Source organism: Promicromonospora sp. NPDC057138 (genome assembly GCF_042670845.1).
Taxonomy (GTDB): domain Bacteria; phylum Actinomycetota; class Actinomycetes; order Actinomycetales; family Cellulomonadaceae; genus Promicromonospora.
The window spans coordinates 16,407-36,646 of the sequence record NZ_JBHUUX010000046.1 but is presented as its reverse complement, the minus strand read 5'-3'; the positions used below and the strand labels follow the sequence as shown (position 1 = coordinate 36,646).

The following is a 20,240-nucleotide window of genomic DNA, read 5'->3' as shown; positions in this document are numbered from 1 at the left end:
CACACAGGAAGGGCACGCGATCATGCGGACTGGTCATGAGACGGTCACGGCTACGCCCCACGACGACGTGGACGACACGATGGTGCGTGACGCGATGGCCGCGACCCTGCTGCGCGAGTCCGTCCTGGCTGCCCGGCGCGCGGCCCGGAACGCCGCTGAGGTGCTCGGCCCGGAGGGCTACACGCTCGACGAGTGGCTGATCCTGGAGGTCCTGGGCTCGGGCGACGGCCTGACGATGTCCCAGCTGCGCGAGGCGGTGCTCGCCGACAAGGCGACGCTCGGACGGCGGGTCGACGACCTGCTGACCAAGGCCCTCGTCTACCGGGAGGTCGACAGCTTCGACCGTCGGGTGATCCGCGTCTACCTCTCGTCCCGCGGCCGCGACGTGCTCTCCCGCCTGACGGCGAGGCTGGCGCAGGCCTAGCTGCCGACGGCGGTCGCCGTCACCGGATGTCGTGGTCGGGGTGAGTCCGGTCGTACTGGTGCCGTGCCTCGGCGATGACGGCGCGGTGGGCGAGTGACCAGCCGGCGAGGGCTTCGACGAGGTGGGTCAGGCTGGCCCCGGTCTCGGTCAGCCGGTAGTCGACCTGGGCCGGGACGGTCGCGTACACGGTGCGGATGACGAGTCCGTCGCGTTCCAGCCTGCGCACGGTGAGGGTGAGCATGCGCTGCGAGATGCCGTCGATCGCGCGTTGCAGCTCCCGGAAGCGGCGTGGCCCTCTGGCGAGCTCGACGACCACGAGTACCGACCACTTGTCGCCGATGCGGTCCAGCACCTCGCGGATCCCGCAGTCCGGGTGACCCTCGTAGCCGCAGGGGTCGAGGTCGGCGGGTGCGGCGGTTACCTCGGTGTGCGCGAGTGACATCGAACTGCCTCCTTGTGGCTGCCACGACGGCAGATAAGGATCGAGTGTAGTTACCGAAGAGAACCACGACGGGGAGACTGTGACTGACATGATCTTGGTGACCGGAGCGAACGGAAACCTCGGCTCGGCCACTCTGGCGGCGCTGCGTGCCCACGGTGCGATCGCGGCAGGGGGCAGCCGCACCCCCGGCGACGGGATGCGGCGGCTCGACTTCGACGACCCGGCCGGTCTGGACCTCGCCGGTGTCTCGACCCTGGTACTGGTCTCCGCCGGCTACGCCGAGGACGACCAGGTCGTCGAGCGGCACGCGGCAGTCCTGGAGGCTGCCGCCCGCGACGGCGTCCGGCACGTCATCTACACGAGCCTGACCGGCGCCGGCGACCACCTCGGTTTCGCGCTGGCGCACCGTGCCACCGAACGGCTCGTGCGCGCCTGCGGCTTGCCGTGGACCATCCTGCGCAACGGCTTGTATGCCGAGCTCTTCGGCGGTCTGCTGATGTGGACCGGCGACGGGATGGAGTCCGCATTCGGGGACGGGGCCGTGGCCGCGGTGGCTCGTGCGGACCTCGCCGAGGCCGCGGCGGTCGTCGCGGTGGATCCGGCACGCCACAGCGGGCACACCTACGAGCTGACCGGCACGCCGATCACGACGTCGGACGTCGCCGACCGGCTCGGAGTCCCGCACCGGACCGTCGGACTGGGCGAGTACCGGCGCAGGCTCCTCGACGACGTGCCCGGGTTGCTGCCGTTCCAGCCGCCCATGCTCGTCTCGATCGCGACCGCCGCCCGGCACGGCTTCCTGGACGGCGTCGGCCCCGACCTCGCCGCGCTCCTCGGCCGTCCTGTCTCCGACCCGCTGGCCACGGCTGTCGCGGCCGCCGCTGCGATGAGGCCTGGGCCCAGCCTTCAGCGGCGCGCCCGGACGCCCGCGATCGAGCCGGCACCCCAGATCGCCAGCAGCACCACGGTGAGCACGACGCCGTAGGGCTCGAGGCCCACGGCGGCTCCCGGCATCCAGCCGAGCCAGGGGGCGTGCTCGACGGCGACCTGCACCAGCGTCACCGAGCCGATCCCCAACGCGGCCAGCGCCGACACCCCGGTGACGACCACGTCGTAGCGCACCAACGTGCTTGCGGGGTCGGCGCCGGCCGAGCGTGTGCCGCCGGTCCCGGCCCGCGCATAGACGCGCCGGGCGACGGCGCCCTGGGCCGAGTCCAGCAGCGACATGCCCGCGGCGAACAGGACCGCGAGCGGCAGGGCCGAGTACCACGCGACCTGGCCCAGGGCGGCGGACGTCGTGATCGCCAGCAGGCCGATCTCCGTCGCGGTGTCGAACCCGAGCCCGAACAGCAGCCCGACGACGTACATCCGCGCCGGCTTGTCCGTGGACCACTCGAACCGGCGCAGCACCCAGGTGACGGGCCCGCCTGGGTGCTGGTGGGTGTGCCCGCGCACCGCGCGGCGCAGCATGACGATATTGACCACGGCGATCGCCAGCAGGAACGTCCCCGAGACGAGCGGCCCCCAGATGCCGGTGGCCGTACGGAGCGGCGACGACTCGTCGTCGAGCATCGGCGCCAGAGCGTGCACGCCCAGGGCCAGGAGCAGGGCCGCGCCGAGGACCACCGTCGAGTGCCCCAGCGAGAACCAGAGCCCGACGCCGCGCGCGTCCCGGTCCGCCCTGACGAGCCTGCGCGTCGTGTTGTCGATGGTCGCGATGTGGTCGGCGTCGAACGCGTGCCGCAGGCCAAGCGCATAGGCTGCCGGCCCCATGGCCAGGGTGATCGCCCCGGCTCCGCCGTCGACGAGCAGGGCCGCGGCCAGGCCGCCGATCCCGACGACGTGCAGTGCCACGACGACGGGCATCGTCGCACCCCGGCGCTCGCGGCGGGCCGGGCGGCCGGGTAACTGGTCGGCGGCCGTGCTGCTAGTCATGTGTCCTCCGATGCGTTCGTCGGGCCGGGGCTCCTGACCCCGGTTCAGCAGGCTCAGCAGAGCCGTAATCCCGGGTTTTCCGGTCCTCACGCGCCTGCTGAATCGGGGTCAGGAGCCAGAGCCGGGGGTTCGAGGGGACTGAGGTGGGTGGCGGCGCCGAGCCAGCGGGTGAGGGTCCCGGCACGCTCCAGCTGGAGCGTCACCGCGTCGCCGACGCCGGGTGCATCTTCCGGAACTGCTGCGGGGCCACGGTTACCGGGGCCAGGGCCGATTCGAGGGAGAGAGCCGGGGCCGGGGCGTTCGTCGGGCGGTACTTCGGTGCTTCCCCGCACGGCGGTCACGGTGTCGAGAACGGTGTGGGCACCCAGGACGCCGGGGACCGGGCGGTCGCCGGCGGCGGTGAGCTCCTCGACGAGGATCGGGCCGACGTCGTCCGTGAGGTCCGTGCGCAGCACGATGCGGCCGCCGCGCTCGCCGGACCGGCCGAGCACCACGGTCTCCCGCAGGGTGAGGCGGGCGTCGGCGGCGAGGCGCGCCGTCGTGGTCCGGCGCACGTCGGCGCCGCGGGCCACGACGAACGGGAGCCCCGCCCAGGCCAGGGCGGCACCGGGGCCGAGGCGGATGTCGGCGTCCCACCGGCACTCCCGGCCGGCGCCGTCGTACGCGACGGTGCCGCCGACGTCGGTCAGCGTGAGTGCGCACCCCTGGTCCACCTGGACGCTGACGACCACGTGGTCACCGCCGAGCAGCATCGCTCCGCGCGCGACGAGCGCGACCTCCGCGCGGGCGCCGTCGCGGGAGACGAGCCGTGCGGCCAGGAGGCCGTCCGAGGTGCGGACGCGCACCGGCGCGCCGAACCCCGTCGGGCGCTCGACCGCGACGCGGGTCACCCGCGGAACCGACGGAACGGATCCGGCTCGCCCCACCAGCACTTCCGGCCCGGCCGACCCTGGCGGCGAGATCACTGCGGGCGGATCCGCCGATTCCACGCCAGGGGTCGGCGCAGCGGACGGATCCGGCCTCCCGGCCGGTGCCGGGTCCCCGGCCGGAGCCGCCTTCTCGCCCGCAGCTGCGCGCAGCATCGGCCCGTCAGTGCGCGTGGGCGTGGTCGTGTGCCTGGCCATCGTCGTCGTGGCTGTGCACGTAGCCGCCGTCCTCGTCGGCGTGGAAGTGGGGCGCCATGGGGCCCGGGTCCTGGGCGACGTGCGCGCCCGCGCGGAAGCTGTCCAGCACGCCGAGCACCCAGGCGCGCAGCTCGGCGACCGAGGCGTCGTCGCTGCGGGAGAGCGCGACGACCGCCCGGTTCTCGCGCGCCGCCGACGCGTCGGCGACCATCCGGTCGACGTCCACGCCCACGTACGGGGCGAGGTCGGTCTTGTTCACGACGAGCAGGTCGGCGCGGCCGATCCCGGGGCCGCCCTTGCGGGCGACGTCACCGCCGCCGGCGACGTCGAGCACGAAGATCTGGGCGTCGACGAGCGCGGGGGAGAAGGTCGCCGTGAGGTTGTCGCCGCCGGACTCGATGATGACGAGGTCCAGCGGGTCGAAGTCGCGCTCCAGGTCCTCGGTGGCCAGGAGATTCGCGGTGACGTCGTCGCGGATCGCGGTGTGCGGGCACGCGCCCGTCTCGACCGCGCGGATGCGCTCCGGTTCGAGCACGCCAGCCGAGCGCAGGAACCGCGCATCCTCGTCGGTGTAGATGTCATTGGTGATGACGCCGATGCGGAGCTCGGCGCCGAGCGCGCGGCAGATGGTCGCGATCAGCGACGACTTGCCGACGCCGACCGGGCCGGCGACCCCCAGGCGGAGGGCACGGTGAGCAGCCGACGTGTCAGACGCATGGGTCACCTGAGTGACCTGTGCGTCTGACACGTCGGGGGCGGGGGCGTCAAGGGAGGCGGGGGCGGGGCCAAGGATGGAATCAGGCACGGAACAACCTTTGGCTCAGGAGGGCGTGGGCCTGCGCCCAGCCCTCGGTCTGCGGGGAACCGGAGGCTGGGATGTCCTCCGGGGTGGTACACGCCGCGACGCGCAGCACGTGCTGCTCCGCCGCGGCGCAGGCTTCGAGGACCCAGCGCGCGGGCGTGACCGGGTCGAGGGGTTCGAGCTTGAGCAGGGCCGACGCCGCCGTCTGGGCGTCGTCGTACACGGTGAGGCGCACGGTGTCCGGGGCGGGCAGGCCGGTCGCCGCGGCGACCGCGCCCAGGACGACCGCGCGGGGGAGCGGGCCGTGGGCGGCGTCGTGCGCGGCGAGGGCGCGCACGGCCGGGGCGTCCGCCCACAGGGTGCGCGCGAGCCGCAGATAGCCGCGGCCGAGCAGGCGGGCGGCATCGCGTAGGGCGGGGGCGGGCGTCCGGGCCGCCCACGCGCGGACGACGTCGGCGAGGCCGAAGCCGTCAGCCGGTCGGACGGCGTCGGGCGACCCAGCCGGCCGGACGCCCTCCGATGCGCCGGCGCCCGCGACGCCGCCGTCCGCCCCCGCGAACAGCCGCGCCGTCACCACGGCGGTGCCCGCCTCGACCAGGCTCACGGTCGTCGCCCGCCCGACCAGCCACGCGGGCACGTCGCCCGTGGGCATGCCGCCCAGCAGCGCGGGCTCGAGGCTCGCCGAGTGCGCGTGCCCGCCGCTGGGCAGGCGCGCGTCGGCTAGCAGCATCGCCACCGAGAGGGCGTGGGGTGAGGTCATGGGCGGCCGTCAGAACATCGAGTAGAGCTGGGCGAGCGGCAGGCGGACGGCGGGCGCGGGCTCGACGAGGTCGCCGTCCACCCGGATCTCGAACGTGTCGGGCCGGATGTCGATCCGGGGCAGGACGTCGTTGTTGCGCATGTCCGCCTTCCCGACGTCGCGCGTCGGGGCGACGGCGGCCAGCTTCCGGCGCAGCCCGAGCCGGTCCGCCAGCCCGTCCTCGATCGCGGCCGGGGCCACGAACGCGAGCGAGAGGTCGCCCGCTATCGCGTCGCCGAACGCCGGGCGCTGCAGCACCGGCTGCGGCGTCGGGATGGACGCGTTGGGGTCGCCGAGCGCGGCCCAGGCGATCACGCCGCCCTTGAGCACGACGTCGGGCCGGACGCCGAAGAACCGCGGGTCCCACAGCACGAGGTCCGCGAGCTTGCCGGGCTCCACCGAGCCCACGTGGGCGTCGATGCCGTGGCCGATCGCCGGGTTGATCGTGTACTTGGCGACGTACCGGCGGGCGCGCTCGTTGTCGGCGGGCTCCGAGCTGCCGAGTGGGCCGCGGCGATGCTTCATCACGTGCGCCACCTGCCACGTGCGCGTGATGACCTCGCCGATGCGGCCCATCGCCTGCGCGTCGGAGGAGGTGACCGACAGCGCGCCCATGTCGTGCAGCACGTCCTCGGCCGCGATGGTCGTGGCGCGGATGCGGGACTCGGCGAACGCCAGGTCCTCCGGGACCGCGGGGCTCAGGTGGTGGCAGACCATGAGCATGTCGAGGTGCTCCGCCACGGTGTTGACCGTGTGGGGGAGCGTCGGGTTCGTCGAGCCCGGGATGACGTGCGGCAGGCCGGCGATCGTCAGGATGTCGGGCGCGTGCCCGCCGCCCGCGCCCTCGACGTGGAAGGCGTGGATCGAGCGGCCGTCGATGGCGCTGATCGTCGACTGCACGAACCCCGCCTCGTTCAGCGAGTCCGAGTGCAGCGCGACCTGCAGCCCCCACTCCTCGGCGCCGCGCAGCGCGGCGTCCAGCGCGGCCGGGGTGGCGCCCCAGTCCTCGTGGATCTTGTAGCCGCCCGCACCGGCCAGCGCCTGCTCCGCCAGGGCGTCGGCGCTGACGGTGTTGCCCTTGCCGAGCAGCAGCACGTTGACCGGCACCGGGTCGAGGGCACGCAGGATGTGGCGCAGGTGCCCCGCGCCCGTGACCGTCGTCGCCTTCGACCCTTCGGACGGGCCGGTCCCGCCGCCCGCGACCGTCGTGATCCCCGTGGCGAGCGCCTCGTGGAGCTGCGACGGCGACAGCAGGTGCACGTGCGCGTCGAACGCGCCGGCCGTGAGGATCCGGCCCTCGCCGGAGATGACGTCGGTCGACGGCCCGATGACCAGGTCGGGGTGGACGCCGTCCGCGACGTCCGGGTTGCCGGACCGGCCTAGGGCGACGATGCGCCCGTCGCGCAGCCCGACGTCGGCCCGGACCACGCCCCACCAGTCCAGGACGATCGCGTTGGTGATCACGGTGTCCAGCGCGCCCTGCGCTCGGGTGCGGGTCGACTGCGCCATCGACTCCCGGATCGACTTGCCGCCGCCGAAGACCGCCTCCTCGCCGCCGGCCGTGCGGTCCTCGGTGATCTCGATCCACAGGTCGGTGTCGCCGAGGCGTACCTGGTCGCCGACCGTCGGGCCGTACAGCGCGGCGTAGCGCTCGCGGTCCACCCACGCCATCAGCGTTCCTCCTGCTCGGTGTCGGACGGCGGAGCGGCGACCGGACCCAGCGCGCCGCCGTCGTCCTTGCCCCGCTGGATGCCCGGGACCCGCCGCGCCCCGCGGATCGTGACGGCGTCGACCTGGCGGCTCGCGCCGGGCTCGAAGCGCTGTGACGTCCCGGAGGGCACGTCGAGTCGGAACCCGTGCGCGGCCTCACGGTCGAACTCCAGCGCGCTGTTGGCGTCGGGCAGGTGCAGGTGGGAGCCGATCTGGACGGGCCGGTCGCCGGTGTTCAGGACGACGAGGCGTAGGCGCTCGCGCGGCGCGCGGTCGGCGTTGATCTCGATGCGGCCGGGCGCGACCCGGACGGCGCCCGGCCCGGTGGACGGGTGAGCTGACATGGGGCCTCCTACTGGACCGGGTGGTGCAGGGTGACGAGCTTGCGGCCGTCGGGGAACGTGGCCTCGACCTGGACGTCGACGAGCATCTCGGGGACGCCGTCCATGACCTGCTCGCGGACGAGGACCTCGCGGCCGGTGTCCATGAGCGTGGCGACGTCGGCGCCCTCGCGCGCCCGCTCGATCACCCAGCAGGACAGCAGGGCCACGGACTCGGGGTAGTTGAGCCGCACGCCGCGCGACAGACGGTCGCGCGCGACCATCCCGGCGGTAGCCAGCAGCAACTTCTCGACATCACCGGGCGTCAACCGCACAACCCCTCCAGGCCTTGGTTGTGGGCGCGATCGTTGCGCCTATAACGGACAGGTAGGCGCAACGATCGCGCCCACAGCCAACGGGCCGTCATAGCGTGAGCGCCTTGCGGGCTTGGGCGGCGGCCGTTGCGACGCCGCCCTGGCCGCGGTGCGCGACGCGGCCCGAGGTCAGCACGGCGAACTCGGCCGCGTGCTCGACGGCGTAGCCGATGTGCTGCTCGACCAGCAGCACGGACAGGCTTCCGGCGCCGGTGAGCGTCGAGATCGCGTCGTAGATCTCGGTCACGACGTTGGGCTGGATCCCCTCGACCGGCTCGTCCAGGACGAGCAGCGTCGGCCCGGTGACCAGCGCCCGGGCGATCGCGAGCTGCTGGCGCTGCCCGCCGGACAGCAGCCCGGCCTGCCGCCCGAGCAGCTCGCGCAGCGCGGGGAAGAGGTCGAGCGCCTCGTCCGTCCGACGTCGGCCCGCCCGCCCGTGCGCGTCCGCGACCACCTGCAGGTTCTCCCGGGCGCTGAGCTGCCCGAAGGACTGCTGGCCCTGCGGTACGTACGCGATGCCGCGCCGCACGCGCTTGTGCGGCGCGAGCCCCGTGACGTCCTCGCCGGCCAGCCGCACCGACCCGGCGCGCAGGGGCAGGAGCCCCAGCACGGCCCGCAGCAGCGTCGTCTTGCCCGCGCCGTTGTGGCCCAGGACCGCGGTCAGCGCGCCGTCGGGGACCGTCAGGTCGACGCCGTGCACCACCGTCGTCCGCCCGTAGCCCGTGGTCACGCCGCTCAGCTCCAGCTTCACGGGAGGTCTCCTTTCATGGGGACGTCCGCCGGGGCGGCGTCCGACGCAACGGCCGGGGCGCCGAGGTACACCTCGACGACGGCGGGGTCGTTCTGTACCTCGTGCACGGTGCCCTCCGCCAGCACCCGGCCCTGGTGCATCACAGTCACGGAATCGGCGAAGGAGCGGAGGAACTCCATGTCATGCTCGACGACGACCACCACCCGCTGCGACCCGATGCGGCGCAGCAGCGCCCCCGTCTCCTCGCGCTCGGCCTGGGTCATGCCCGCCACCGGCTCGTCGAGCAGCAGCAGGTGGGCGTCCTGGACGAGCAGCATCCCGATCTCCAGCCACTGCTTCTGGCCGTGCGCGAGCACGCCGGCGGGCACGTCGCGCAGCGCCGTCAGGCCCACGGTCTCCAGCGCGTGCTCGACGGCCTCCGGCGGGCCCGGCCGGCGCCGCAGCAGCGTCGTCGGCCGACGCCGGGCGCCCGCCGCGATGTCGAGGTTCTGCAGCACGGTCAGCTCCTCGAACACGCTCGCGGTCTGGAACGTGCGCCCGACGCCGGCGCGGGCGATCCGGTGGGTGGCGCGCCCGAGCAGCTCCGTCCGGCCGAAGCTGACGGAGCCGGTCGCCCGGACGAGCCCGGTCACCGCGTCGATGAGCGTCGTCTTGCCCGCGCCGTTCGGCCCGATGAGGAACCGCAGGTCGCCCTGCGCGACCGTGAGGTCGACGTCGCGCACGGCGACGAACCCGTCGAACTCGACGCGCAGCCCGCGCACCTCCAGGTAGTCGTGCCGGAACCGGGCGGTGTCCGTCCCGAGCAGCGCCTCGGCCGCGGCCAGGTCGATCTCGGTCTCCGGCTCCTGCGCGATGGGTGGCAGGTCGGTCATGCGGGGCTCCTTTCAGGGACACGACGCCGCAGCTTCCCCGCGACCGACGCGAGGCCGCCGGGCAGGAACGCGATGACCAGGACGAACAGCGCCCCCTGGAAGTAGATCCAGCCCGACGGGAACTGCTCGGAGATCGACGTCTGCGCCCAGCTCACCGCTATCGACCCGAGCACCGGGCCGAGCAGGGTCGCGCGCCCGCCGATCGCCACCCCGATGAGGAAGCCGATCGAGGGCACGACGCCGACGTCGGCCGGCGAGACGATCCCGGCGATCGGCACGAACAGTGCCCCGCCGACCGCGGCCATCACCGCGGCCACGACGTAGGCGACGACCTTCACGGCGGCGGGGTCGTAGCCGAGGAACCGGACGCGGTCCTCCTGGTCGCGCACGGCCACGAGCAGCTCCCCGAACCGGGAGACCGTGAGCTGCCGCACGACGGCGACCATCGCGAGCAGCACGCCCGCGGCGATCAGGTAGAGCATCTGCTTGTTGACCGGGTCGGCCAGGTCGTAGCCGAAGAACGCGCGGAACCCGTTGAGCCCGTTCGTCCCGCCGGTGGTCTGCTGCTGGCCGATGAGCAGGATGGCGAAGGCCGCCGCCAGCGCCTGGGACAGGATCGCGAAGTACGCGCCCCGCACCCGGCGGGTGAACACCGCCCAGCCGAGGAGCGCGGCGAGGCCCGCCGGCACGATCAGGATCAGCAGGATCGCCGAGACCGGTGACCGCAGCGGCTCCCACCAGGTAGGCACCTGCCCCGTGCCGTACAGGAGCATGAAGTCGGGGACGCCGCCCGGTCCGGCGTCGGCCAGCTTGAGGTGCATGGCCATCAGGTACGCGCCGAGGCCGAAGTAGACCCCCTGGCCCAGGGTGAGCAGCCCGCCGCGGCCCCACGCCAGGCCGATCCCCACGGCGACCATCGCCAGGCAGAGGAACTTCGCGAGCAGGTCGAGACGGAACGGGCTGAGCACGACGGGCGCGAGCAGCAGGAGGGCGGCGGCGAGGCCGAACGCCGCGAGGGTCCGGGCGCGCCCGGGCCGCAGCAGGGCGGTGCGGACTGTCATGCGAGGCTCCTCGTCCGGACCGAGACCAGCCCTTGGGGTCGTAGCTGCAGGAAGGCGACGATCGCGACGAACACGAGCACCTTGGCGACCGAGGCCGTCGTCGAGTACTCGAAGAACGACTGCATCAGGCCGAGGGCGGTCGCCGCGATCACCGTGCCCTTGATCTGGCCGATGCCGCCCGCCACGACGACGAGGAACGCGTCGACGATGTAGCTGGTCCCGAGCGTCGGCCCGATCGAGCCGAGCAGCGTGAGCGCGACGCCCGCGATGCCGGCCAGCCCGGACCCGATGAAGAACGTGACCCGGTCGGTGGCCCGCGACGAGATGCCCGACGCCTCGGCCAGGTCCCGGTTCTGCACGACGGCGCGGATGCGCCGGCCGAGCGGGGTGGCGCGCAGGGCCAGCGCCAGGGCGACGACGCACACGATGGCGAGCGCCAGGATGAACAGGCGCGTCCGGGGCAGGGCGAGCCCGCCGACCTGGACCGCGCCCGACAGCCAGGCCGGCGCCGCGACGTCGACGTTGGGTGCGCCGAACACGTCGCGCGCGACCTGCTGGAGGACGAGCGCGACGCCCCACGTGACCAGCAGCGTGTCCAGCGGCCGCCGGTACATGCGGTGGATGAGCGTCGCCTCCAGCAGCAGCCCGAGCAGGCCGCCCACGAGGAACCCCAGCGGGAGCGCGAGGAGCAGGCTGACGCCGGCGTCACCGACCAGGCCCTGCACGACGAACGCGGTGTAGGCGCCCGCCATCATGAACTCGCCGTGGGCCATGTTGATGACGCCCATCTGGCCGAACGTCAGGGACAGCCCGAGGGCGGCGAGGAGGAGGACGGAGCCGAGGCTCAGTCCGGCGAAGAGCTGGGCGATGATGTCCATCGAGGTCCGTTCCGGTCTGTCTCGTGTCGGCAGGACCGGGTCAGGACAGGCCGTCGGCCCAGTCGTAGCCCTCGAGGTACGGGTCGGGCTCGATCGGCTCCTTCGAGCTCCACTCGGTGTGGATCAGGCCGTCCGCGCCGATCTTGCCGATGAGGGCGGTCTTGGCGATGTGGTGGTTGTCGCCGTTGACCACGACCTCGCCCTCGGGGGCGTCGTAGGTGACGCCGTCCGCGGCGGCGGTCACGTCGTCGGTGGCGAACGACTTGGCCTTCTCGACCATCGCCTTCCAGAGGTAGAGCGAGGTGTACGCGGCCTCCATCGGGTCGGACGTCGGGCGGTCCTCGCCGTACTCCGCCTTGAACGCCTTGACGAACGCGGTGTTCGCGGGGCTGTCCACGGTCTGGTAGTAGTTCCACGCGGTGAGCTGGCCCTCGACGTTGTCGACGCCGATGCCGCCGACCTCCTCCTCGGCGATGGACACCGAGACGACGGGCATGTCGTCGGCGGACATCCCGGCGTTGTTGTACTCCTTGAAGAACGCCACGTTGGAGTCGCCGTTGAGGGTGTTGAACACGGCGTCGGCGTCGGCGGACTTGACCTTGTTGACGATCGTGGAGAAGTCGGTGTGGCCGAGCGGCGCGTACTCCTCGCCGACGATCTCGATGTCGTGGGCCTCGGCGTAGGCGTTGATGATCTTGTTCGCGGTGCGCGGGAAGACGTAGTCCGAGCCGACCAGGAACAGCGACTTGGTGCCCTGCTCGACGAGGTAGTCGAGGGCGGGCACGATCTGCTGGTTGGTCGTGGCGCCGGTGTAGAAGATGTTCGGCGAGGACTCCAGGCCCTCGTACTGCACGGGGTAGAACAGCAGGGAGTCCTGGGACTCGAAGACCGGCAGCATCGCCTTGCGCGACGCCGACGTCCAGCCGCCGAACACCGCGGCGACGCAGTCGCTGGTGATGAGCTTGCCGGCCTTCTCGGCGAACACCGTGGGCTCGGACTGGCCGTCCTCCGAGACGACCTCGAGCTGCTTGCCGAGCACGCCGCCGTCGGCGTTGATCTCCTTCGCGGCGAGCTGGAGGGAGTCGTGGACGGTCTGCTCCGAGATCGCCATCGTGCCCGACAGCGAGTTGAGGAAGCCGATCTTGACCGTGTCGCCCGACGTGTCGACGCAGCTCTCGGCGGCGGCCGACGAGGTGCCGCCGGCGTCGACCCGCGCCCCGCAGGCGCTGAGGGCGATGACGCAGAGGGCGGCGAGCGTGACGGTGCTCAGACGCGTCGCGCGGTGGTGCGACGTGGACCGAAGACGCATGGGGGATGCTCCGTTTCATGGCCGACGGCCCCGGGGTGGGCCGACCGGTTAGGTTCAAATGAACCTAAGTGGACGCAGATGTCGGGCCCGTTCGTCCGTTGTAACTTTCGTGTTTCTCGTGCGCCGCTCCGCGGGAGGGCCGCGGACGGCTGCGCGCCGGGCCGTCCGTAGCATGGCGCCATGGCATACCTGGAGACCGTCCCGACCTGGCCGCACGAGTACTTCGAGGGCGAGGCCGCACGGTGAGCGACCCCGTCGTCGTCCAGGCGGCCCGGGCTGCCGACGCCGTCGCCCGCGCGGCCGGCGTCACGATCGGGGAGGTGTCGGACCTGGGGGAGCTGGCCGCCGTCGGCGACCTGTTCACGGCGGTCTGGGGCCAGCCGGAGGTCACCACCGAGCTGCTGCGCGCGCTCAGCAAGACGGGGAGCTACGTGGGCGGTGCCTTCCGCGGCGGCGCGCTCGTGGGCGCGTGCGTGGCGTTCCACGCCGCACCGCAGCACCGCTCGCTGCACAGCCACGTCGCGGCCGTGACGCCCGGGACCGGCGGGCGCGGGGTCGGCTTCGCGCTCAAGGTGCACCAGCGCGCGTGGGCGCTCGCGCTGGGCATCGACGAGATCGCCTGGACCTACGACCCGCTGATAGCGCGCAACGCGCACTTCAACATCACCAAGCTCGCGGCTCGGCCCGTCGAGTACCTGCCGAACTTCTACGGGCGTGTGTCCGACGCCATCAACGGCGGCGAGGACAGCGACCGGGTCCTGGTCCGCTGGGACCTGCGTGCGCCGGAGGTCGCTGCCGCGTGCGCCCCCGGTCGAGCTGGAGGTTCCGGTCGAGCCGGGGGTTCCGGCCGAGCGAGCGCAGCGGACGCCGGCGCTGCGGACGCCGTCGGCCCGACCGCCGTCGACCCGACCGCCGTCGTGCCCGTACCGCCTGACATCGAAGGGCTGCGCGCCACCGATCCCGCTGCCGCCCACGACTGGCGGCTGAGCCTGCGCGAGAGCCTGGCGCCGCACCTCGCGGCCGGCGCCCGCGTCGGCTACGACCGCGAGCGCGGCTACCTCATCCATGCCCCGATCGAAGGAGAGCGCCCGTGAAGCTGCAGGGAGTCGAGCTGCGCAGGATCACCATGCCGCTCGTCGCACCGTTCCGGACGTCGTTCGGCACGGAGCACGAGCGCGACGTCCTCCTGCTGCGCGCCGTGACCGACGGCGCAGAGGGCTGGGGCGAGTGCGTGGCCATGGCCGAGCCGCTGTACTCCTCGGAGTACGCGGACGCCGCAGCCGACGTGCTGCGCCGGTTCCTGCTGCCCGTCCTCGCGCGGTACCAGGAGTCCGCGCAGCGGCCCGGCGGCGCGAGCGGCATCGCCGCGTCCGACGTCGGCCGGGCGCTCGCACCCGTCAAGGGGCACCGCATGTCGAAGGCGGCCCTGGAGATGGCGGTGCTCGACGCCGAGCTGCGCACCCTGGGCCGGTCGTTCGCCGGCGAGCTGGGCGCCGTCGTCGACCGGGTGCCGAGCGGCGTGTCCGTGGGCATCCACGACTCGATCCCCGCGCTGCTCGACGCCGTGGACGGCTACCTCGCCGAGGGCTACGTGCGGATCAAGCTGAAGATCGAGCCCGGCTGGGACGTCGAGCCCGTGCGGGCCGTCCGGGAGCGGTTCGGCGACGACGTGCTGCTGCAGGTCGACGCCAACACCGCCTACACGCTCGGCGACGCGCGGCACCTCGCGCGGCTCGACGCGTTCGACCTGCTGCTGATCGAGCAGCCGCTCGAGGAGGAGGACGTGCTGGGCCACGCCGAGCTCGCCCGCCGCATCCAGACCCCCGTGTGCCTGGACGAGTCCATAGTCTCCGCGCAGACCGCCGCCGCCGCGATCACGCTCGGCGCCTGCTCGATCATCAACATCAAGCCCGGCCGCGTCGGCGGGTACCTGGAGGCGCGGCGCATCCACGACCTCGCCGTCGCGCACGGCGTGGCCGTGTGGTGCGGCGGCATGCTGGAGACCGGGCTCGGGCGGGCGGCCAACGCGGCGCTCGCGGCCCTGCCGGGATTCACGCTGCCGGGCGACATCTCGGGGTCCGGCCGCTTCTACCGCACCGACATCACCGAGCCGTTCGTGCTCGACGCCGGCCACATCGCGGTGCCCACCGGCCCCGGCCTGGGCGTGACGCCGCTCCCGGACCTGCTCGACGAGCTCACGACGTCGACGGAGTGGGTGCCGCTGGGACCAACCGGTTGAACCAGACAGGTCGAACCGGTCAGGTGGTGAGCGTGAACGGCGTCAAGCGGGTCGTGGATCACCAGGCCACGTCGACCACCGCGCCTGCGCTGCCGGAACTGCTGTGGTTCCGGCAGCGCCGCCCGGGGTGGAAGAGCCGGGTGTCAGCAGCTGTTGGAGCCGTACGCGGCGTACCGGTGGGCGCTCTGGCCCTCGTGCCACCAGAAGTGGCGGCCCTGGGTGTTGCGGTAGACCGTGAAGTTGGAGGCCGTGCCGTCGTAGACGGCCCGCGCGCTGCCGTCGGTGTACTCCACCACCTGCGTGAACTTGTCGTCCGCCTTGCCCCAGGTGTTCGGGCCGGCCTTGCCGTCGCCCGCGAGGTCGTGGTACCGCTTCTGGAAGTTCTCTGTCGCCGTCTTCGTGGTGGGGCCGAAGTGTCCGTCGACGCCGGCGCCGCTGAGCAGCCCCTCCGCGCGCAGCACCTGCTGCCACAGGCAGGTCGCGGTGGAGGACGAGTAGGAGGTGGTCGAGACGGTGCCCTCGTCTCCCCAGTCGTCGCTCATGCTGCCGGCACCGCTGACCCAGCCGTCGTTCGTGTTGGCCGACGCCGGCGCGGCGGTCGCCAGCATTCCGCCGGCCAGGACGAGGCCGGTGAGGGCGGCGATGGTTCGGGTCGCCGTCGTTCTGATGCGCACTGGGTGCTCCCGTCGTCGTGTGGGCCACGTCTGTGACCGAGCACCACTCAACTCCGGAATGATCTCGTCGAGAACGATTTGCACCTCAGCGCAAACATGCGCCCGCGAGCACTGCCTCGGCCACCACTGCCTTCGTCCGGCCTCGACGGGCTGCAAGGTCCCTGCAGGTTTCCTGCAAGGCGCCTTTCCTACGTTGGGTGTCGGCGCCGCCGGCGCCGCATGAAGCAGGGAGAGGGAGTCACATGATTCGCAAACACGTCAGGCTTGCCGCGTTGACGGCCATCGCCGCACTGGGGCTGGCTCTCGGAGCTGCCTCGCCGGCCCAGGCAGCCGACTTCGAAAGCGACTACAGCGAGCCGAGGGCCTACTCCTCGCACCCGAAGGACTGCGTGTCCGTCGACCGCTACGGGGCATGCGTCCAGCCCTACGGCGACCTCATCTGGATCAAGGACGGCATCAAGGACGGCCATTCACCGGTCGTGTACTGGTGGGACCTGGACGGAGACCGCTTGGGTATGTGCACCGACCAGCAGGGGGTCGACGCTGGATGGACCGCCTGCAACAAGAACTTCCCCGAAGGACACGAGATCGAATGGAGGTTCCACTGGCGAAACTTCGACGGCACCTGGGAGCGCTCCGCTTTGCAATACACCACCGTCTAGCTCAGCCGGCGCCCGCGAGCACCGCCTCTGCCACGACCAGGTCCTCCCACGACATGCCGGTGGATTTGAAGACCAGCGGCCGCGCGGGGTCGGGGCGGACTGCGCCCGTGACGACGTCGCGCATCGGCACCAGGTCCGCCGCGGTCAGGGCGCCGTCCGCGATCGCCAGGACGACGTCGCCCGCCTCCCGCAGGGCGGCGCCGGGATCCTCGACCACTACCGTGCCGCGCGCGAACAGCTCGGCGGGCAGCTCGCGGGCGTCCGGCTCGTGCGAGCCCACTGCGATCACGATCGCCGTGTCCGCGATCAGGGCGGCGTCGAACAGCGGCTCGCGCGCCGACGTCGCGCAGACGACGACGTCGGCGGCGCGCAGGGCGGCGTCGGACTCCGGGGTGCCGAGGCGGACGAGGTGCGCGCCGTCGATCGGCGTCGACCGGCCCGGGTCCCGGACGAGCTGGGTCACCGCGGCGAGCGTGTGCCGTCCGGCCAGGGCGCCCGCGAGGGTGGCGACGTGGCTGTGCGCCTGCGGCCCTGAGCCGAACACGGCCACGCGCAGCGGCGTCGCCCCGGTCAGGAGCCGCTCGAGGACCGCAGCCACCGACACCGCTGGCGTGCGGAGCGTGGTCAGCGCTGTGCCGTCGAGCATCGCGACGACGCCCAGCGTGGCGGCGTCGAGCAGCAGGTACGAGCCCTGGACGCGGGGGAGACCCCGGTCCGGGTTGGCGGGGGCGACCGTGACGAGCTTGACCCCGACGTGCGCCAGCTCGCCGCCGCCGTCCGACGGCATGAGCAGGAGCTGGCCGGCGTCCAGCGGGACGGCCTGGCGGGGGAGGTCTGCCGCGGGATCGAGCCCGCCGCGCAGGGCGGCTCGGACGGCGGCGACGGCGTCGGCGGGCGGGCACGCGGCGGCGACGGCCGCGGCGTCCAGGACGAGAGGCGCGCTCATCGGAGCACGAACCCGGGGGCGACGGTCTGCGTGATCACACCGGTTCGTCCCGGGCGCCGCTCCTGGCCTCGTCCCTGGCCTTCTTCGCCGCCTCCCGCCTGGCCTTGTTGGCCTCCCGCTTGGCCTTGTTCTCCTTGTCCTTCTCCTCGTCCTTGTACAGGTCGGTCAGCCCGCCGACCGTCACGAAGAACGTGGTGAAGAGGGTCACGAGGATGGCGATGACCCAGAGCGTCCACTGCAGGACGGGCAAGGCGTGCGCCAGCGAACCGAGGAACCAGATGCCCCAGGCCACGCCTCCGCCCACCAGGACGAAGAAGATGGCGAAGCCGACCTTGCCCCCGTCCAGCTGCTTGCGCTCGCGCTTCCGCTCCGCGCTGGGCGCGACCACCCGGCGCGCGGTCCGGACGGCCAGCTCGTTCACCGCCTCCTCCAGCGCCGCCTTGCCCTCGCCCACCGGCATCTCGTTGTGGATGCTGACGAGGCGGTGCAGCCGACGCTCGGTGCCAGGCAGGATGCCGAGAAACGAGACGATCGCCGACACCAGAGCGCCGAGCGCGGGCAGGCCCACTGACAGTATCGACACCATCTCCGACGTGATCACGGCGTGAGCCTAGCCATCCGGGCAACTGTCCTCCACCAAAGGTCGTAGATCGAGTGCATGCTCGCGGGCGATGTGTCGTGGCGGGCATCCCGACAGGCTGGGGAAGTCCGGAAGAAAGCCTCCGGACCAGCCCGAACACCTGCCGAGCGCGAGGAGCGCGACCATGTTCTCGTCCCACGACCACACCCCCGTCAAGCGGCCCGACGGCGGCCCGCCGGACCGCCCTGACCGCCCCGCCCGCCCCGCCCTTCGGGGCCGGCGCACCGCCGCGGCGCTCGCGGCCCTGGGGATCCTTGTCGTCACCGTCGCGGCCGGTGCACCGGCGTCCGCCGCGGTGCCGACCGTCGCCTCCGCCGCGGTCTCGACCGCCGACGAACCCGCGCCGCCCCCGCCGATCGCCGCCCCGGCCGGCGAGCACGCCCTGGAGCAGTCCGACGTCGACGCGTGGCTCGACGGCTTGCTGCCGGCCGCGCTGGAGAGCGCCGGCATCGCCGGCGCCGTCGTCTCCGTGGTGGACGAGGGCGAGATCGTCACCACCCGCGGCTACGGCCATGCCGACACGGGCACGACGGGCGGCGAGGCCGTGCCGGTCGACGCCGAGAGCACGCTGTTCCGCCCGGGCTCCGTGTCGAAGCTGTTCACCGCGACCGCCGTCATGCAGCTCGTGGAGAGCGGCGACCTCGACCTGGACACCGACGTCGCCGAGTACCTCGACTTCGACATCCCGCGCAGGTTCGACGAGCCGATCACGCTGCGGAACCTGCTCACCCACACCGCCGGGTTCGAGGAGGTGGTCGACGGCCTCATCGGGTTCGGGGACCAGGCGCCCGTACTCCGCGATGCCTTGGCCGAGGCGCCGCCGGAGCAGATCTACGAGCCGGGCACCGTCCCCGCGTACTCGAACTACGGCAACGCGCTGGCCGGCTACATCGTGCAGCGGGTCAGCGGCGTGCCGTTCGACGAGTACGTCCAGCGCAACATCCTGGAGCCCGCCGGGATGACGTCGTCGACCTTCGAGCAGCCGCTGCCGGACGAGCTGAGCGAAAGGATGTCGAAGGGGTACCCCTCGTCGTCCGCGGCTCCCGGCCCGTTCGAGATCGTCGGGGCGCCGCCTGCCGGGGCGCTCACCGCGTCCGCCCCCGACATGGCCCGCTTCATGCTGGCCCAGCTCGGCGAGCCCGGCACCGGGTCGTTGCTCGCACCCGAGACGCTCGACCTCATGCACGCCCCCGCGCTCGACGAGAGCACGCTGGGCAACCTCGCCGCGGGCCCGCGGATGACGCTCGGGTTCTTCGACGAGAGCCGCAACGGCCACTGGATCATCGGCCACGGCGGCGACACGCAGTACTTCCACTCCCACCTGCAGATCTACCCGGACGAGCGGGCGGGGATCTTCGTCTCGCTCAACAGCACCGGCAACACCGGCTACGCCACGCTCGCCGTGCGCGAGGCAGTGCTGCAGGGCTTCGCCGACCGGTACTTCCCCGCGGACACGGCCGGCGACGCGGCGGAGGGTTCGGCGGACGACGCCGCGGCGTCGGGCACCGTCGAGGCGACGGCCAAGGAGCACGCGGCGATCGCCGAAGGCACCTACGTGGCCTCCCGCGGGATGCAGAGCACGTTCCTGGCGGCGCTCGACGTCTTCAGCACCACCCAGGTCACGGCCCGCGAGGACGGCCGCCTGCTGATCACGCCCGGCCCCGGCTCCATGTCGCCGGCCCTGTACGAGGAGGTCGCGCCCTGGGTCTGGCGTGAGGTCGACGGCCAGCGCACCATCGCGATGCGGGTCGCCGACGACCGGGTCGAGGCCATCGGGTGGGAGGGCGCGTTCGCGCTGCTGCCGACCGAGCCGCAGCGCGCCCCGGGCCTGGTGTTCCCGATGCTCGGCGCGTCCGTCCTGATCCTGCTGGTGACCGCCGTCGCGTGGCCGGTCGGCGCGATCCGTCGCCGGATCCGCAAGCAGTCCCTGCCGGACGGCGCCGGGCGCGTGCGTCCGGAGGGTGCCGGGCGGGTGACCCGCATCCTGACGAAGATCGCGGCGGTCTGCACCGTGCTCGCCCTCGTCGGCTGGACCATCACGATCACGACCGTCATGAACCTGCAGGACGTCCCGGAGGCATCCCTGCGCCAGCTCCAGGTGCTGCAGGGGATCGGCGTGCTCGGCCTGGTCCCGGCCGTCCTGCAGGTGGTCGGCGCCGTCCGGCACCGGCACGGCTGGCGCCGGATCACCGGCACCGTGCTCGTGGTGCTCGCCCTGGCCGTCGTCGGGTGGCTGGCCTTCGACCTCCGCCTGCTGGCGCCGTCGGTATCGTACTGA

At 72.9% G+C, this 20,240-nt stretch carries 22 protein-coding genes; 6 read left to right on the top strand and 16 right to left on the bottom strand.

Annotated features, from left to right (window positions below; all coding sequences use genetic code 11):
- Positions 1-22: 22 nt before the first annotated feature.
- On the top strand, positions 23-424 hold the full coding sequence (locus ACFT2C_RS20925; protein WP_377209008.1) for a MarR family transcriptional regulator: 402 nt from the start codon (positions 23-25) through the stop codon (positions 422-424).
- Between the two features lie 19 nt (positions 425-443).
- Here ACFT2C_RS20925 and ACFT2C_RS20920 read toward each other — a convergent pair whose 3' ends face one another.
- Complete coding sequence (locus ACFT2C_RS20920) at positions 444-866, bottom strand: winged helix-turn-helix transcriptional regulator (RefSeq protein WP_377209007.1); 423 nt, start codon at positions 864-866, stop codon at positions 444-446.
- Positions 867-954: 88 nt separating this feature from the next.
- Here ACFT2C_RS20920 and ACFT2C_RS20915 point away from each other — a divergent pair, with 88 nt between their 5' ends.
- Positions 955-1,851, top strand: coding sequence for an NmrA family NAD(P)-binding protein (locus ACFT2C_RS20915; protein WP_377209006.1), 897 nt, complete (start codon positions 955-957; stop codon positions 1,849-1,851).
- On the opposite strand, the gene ACFT2C_RS20910 is transcribed toward ACFT2C_RS20915, so the two are convergent.
- The 12 genes from ACFT2C_RS20910 to urtA form a co-directional block, all read right to left on the bottom strand.
- Positions 1,773-2,801 carry a HoxN/HupN/NixA family nickel/cobalt transporter gene (locus ACFT2C_RS20910; RefSeq protein WP_377209005.1) on the bottom strand — a complete coding sequence of 343 codons (1,029 nt, stop codon included), beginning with the start codon at positions 2,799-2,801 and terminating at the stop codon, positions 1,773-1,775. The two genes, ACFT2C_RS20915 and ACFT2C_RS20910, sit on opposite strands and share 79 nt — an antisense overlap.
- Positions 2,802-2,887: 86 nt before the next feature.
- A complete protein-coding gene (locus ACFT2C_RS20905) occupies positions 2,888-3,691 on the bottom strand; it encodes an urease accessory protein UreD (RefSeq protein WP_377209004.1) in 804 nt (267 codons plus the stop codon).
- 199 nt (positions 3,692-3,890) lie between these two features.
- Positions 3,891-4,649, bottom strand: a complete 759-nt coding sequence (gene ureG / locus ACFT2C_RS20900) for an urease accessory protein UreG (protein ID WP_377209003.1) — start codon at positions 4,647-4,649, stop codon at positions 3,891-3,893.
- 73 nt (positions 4,650-4,722) lie between these two features.
- Positions 4,723-5,487: an urease accessory protein UreF gene (locus ACFT2C_RS20895; protein WP_377209002.1), complete on the bottom strand. Its 765-nt coding sequence runs from the start codon at positions 5,485-5,487 to the stop codon at positions 4,723-4,725.
- A 9-nt stretch (positions 5,488-5,496) separates the two neighbouring features.
- Positions 5,497-7,197, bottom strand: coding sequence for an urease subunit alpha (locus ACFT2C_RS20890; protein ID WP_377209001.1), 1,701 nt, complete (start codon positions 7,195-7,197; stop codon positions 5,497-5,499).
- Positions 7,197-7,580: an urease subunit beta gene (gene ureB, locus ACFT2C_RS20885; RefSeq protein ID WP_377209000.1), complete on the bottom strand. Its 384-nt coding sequence runs from the start codon at positions 7,578-7,580 to the stop codon at positions 7,197-7,199. Before ureB ends, ACFT2C_RS20890 begins: the two co-directional genes overlap by 1 nt.
- Before the next feature lie 8 nt (positions 7,581-7,588).
- Entirely contained in the window at positions 7,589-7,891 is a 303-nt protein-coding gene (locus ACFT2C_RS20880) for an urease subunit gamma (RefSeq protein WP_377208999.1), read from the bottom strand.
- An 88-nt stretch (positions 7,892-7,979) separates the two neighbouring features.
- Positions 7,980-8,681 (bottom strand): ATP-binding cassette domain-containing protein, encoded by a 702-nt coding sequence (locus ACFT2C_RS20875; protein ID WP_377208998.1) that lies wholly within the window; start codon positions 8,679-8,681, stop codon positions 7,980-7,982.
- Positions 8,678-9,553 (bottom strand): urea ABC transporter ATP-binding protein UrtD, encoded by an 876-nt coding sequence (gene urtD, locus ACFT2C_RS20870; RefSeq protein WP_377208997.1) that lies wholly within the window; start codon positions 9,551-9,553, stop codon positions 8,678-8,680. Before urtD ends, ACFT2C_RS20875 begins: the two co-directional genes overlap by 4 nt.
- Positions 9,550-10,614 (bottom strand): urea ABC transporter permease subunit UrtC, encoded by a 1,065-nt coding sequence (urtC, locus tag ACFT2C_RS20865; RefSeq protein WP_377208996.1) that lies wholly within the window; start codon positions 10,612-10,614, stop codon positions 9,550-9,552. The genes urtD and urtC overlap by 4 nt, the downstream gene beginning before the upstream one ends.
- A complete protein-coding gene (gene urtB, locus ACFT2C_RS20860) occupies positions 10,611-11,492 on the bottom strand; it encodes an urea ABC transporter permease subunit UrtB (RefSeq protein ID WP_377208995.1) in 882 nt (293 codons plus the stop codon). The genes urtC and urtB overlap by 4 nt, the downstream gene beginning before the upstream one ends.
- A 40-nt stretch (positions 11,493-11,532) precedes the next feature.
- Positions 11,533-12,801: an urea ABC transporter substrate-binding protein gene (gene urtA, locus ACFT2C_RS20855; protein WP_377208994.1), complete on the bottom strand. Its 1,269-nt coding sequence runs from the start codon at positions 12,799-12,801 to the stop codon at positions 11,533-11,535.
- A 242-nt stretch (positions 12,802-13,043) separates the two neighbouring features.
- Between urtA and ACFT2C_RS20850 the strand changes: the two genes are divergently transcribed.
- Positions 13,044-13,895: a GNAT family N-acetyltransferase gene (locus ACFT2C_RS20850; protein WP_377208993.1), complete on the top strand. Its 852-nt coding sequence runs from the start codon at positions 13,044-13,046 to the stop codon at positions 13,893-13,895.
- Positions 13,892-15,040 carry an o-succinylbenzoate synthase gene (menC, locus tag ACFT2C_RS20845; protein WP_377208992.1) on the top strand — a complete coding sequence of 383 codons (1,149 nt, stop codon included), beginning with the start codon at positions 13,892-13,894 and terminating at the stop codon, positions 15,038-15,040. Before ACFT2C_RS20850 ends, menC begins: the two co-directional genes overlap by 4 nt.
- Positions 15,041-15,183: 143 nt before the next feature.
- Here the strand turns inward: menC and ACFT2C_RS20840 are convergent, their stop codons facing one another.
- Complete coding sequence (locus ACFT2C_RS20840) at positions 15,184-15,714, bottom strand: peptidoglycan-binding protein (protein WP_377208991.1); 531 nt, start codon at positions 15,712-15,714, stop codon at positions 15,184-15,186.
- A 242-nt stretch (positions 15,715-15,956) separates the two neighbouring features.
- Between ACFT2C_RS20840 and ACFT2C_RS20835 the strand changes: the two genes are divergently transcribed.
- Entirely contained in the window at positions 15,957-16,376 is a 420-nt protein-coding gene (locus tag ACFT2C_RS20835; RefSeq protein ID WP_377208990.1) for a hypothetical protein, read from the top strand.
- Position 16,377: 1 nt separating this feature from the next.
- On the opposite strand, the gene ACFT2C_RS20830 is transcribed toward ACFT2C_RS20835, so the two are convergent.
- Both ACFT2C_RS20830 and ACFT2C_RS20825 read right to left on the bottom strand, forming a co-directional pair.
- Positions 16,378-17,322, bottom strand: coding sequence for an ornithine cyclodeaminase family protein (locus ACFT2C_RS20830; RefSeq protein WP_377208989.1), 945 nt, complete (start codon positions 17,320-17,322; stop codon positions 16,378-16,380).
- Positions 17,323-17,356: 34 nt separating this feature from the next.
- Positions 17,357-17,923: a hypothetical protein gene (locus ACFT2C_RS20825; RefSeq protein WP_377208988.1), complete on the bottom strand. Its 567-nt coding sequence runs from the start codon at positions 17,921-17,923 to the stop codon at positions 17,357-17,359.
- A gap of 163 nt (positions 17,924-18,086) precedes the next feature.
- Between ACFT2C_RS20825 and ACFT2C_RS20820 the strand changes: the two genes are divergently transcribed.
- Positions 18,087-20,240, top strand: coding sequence for a serine hydrolase domain-containing protein (locus tag ACFT2C_RS20820; RefSeq protein WP_377208987.1), 2,154 nt, complete (start codon positions 18,087-18,089; stop codon positions 20,238-20,240).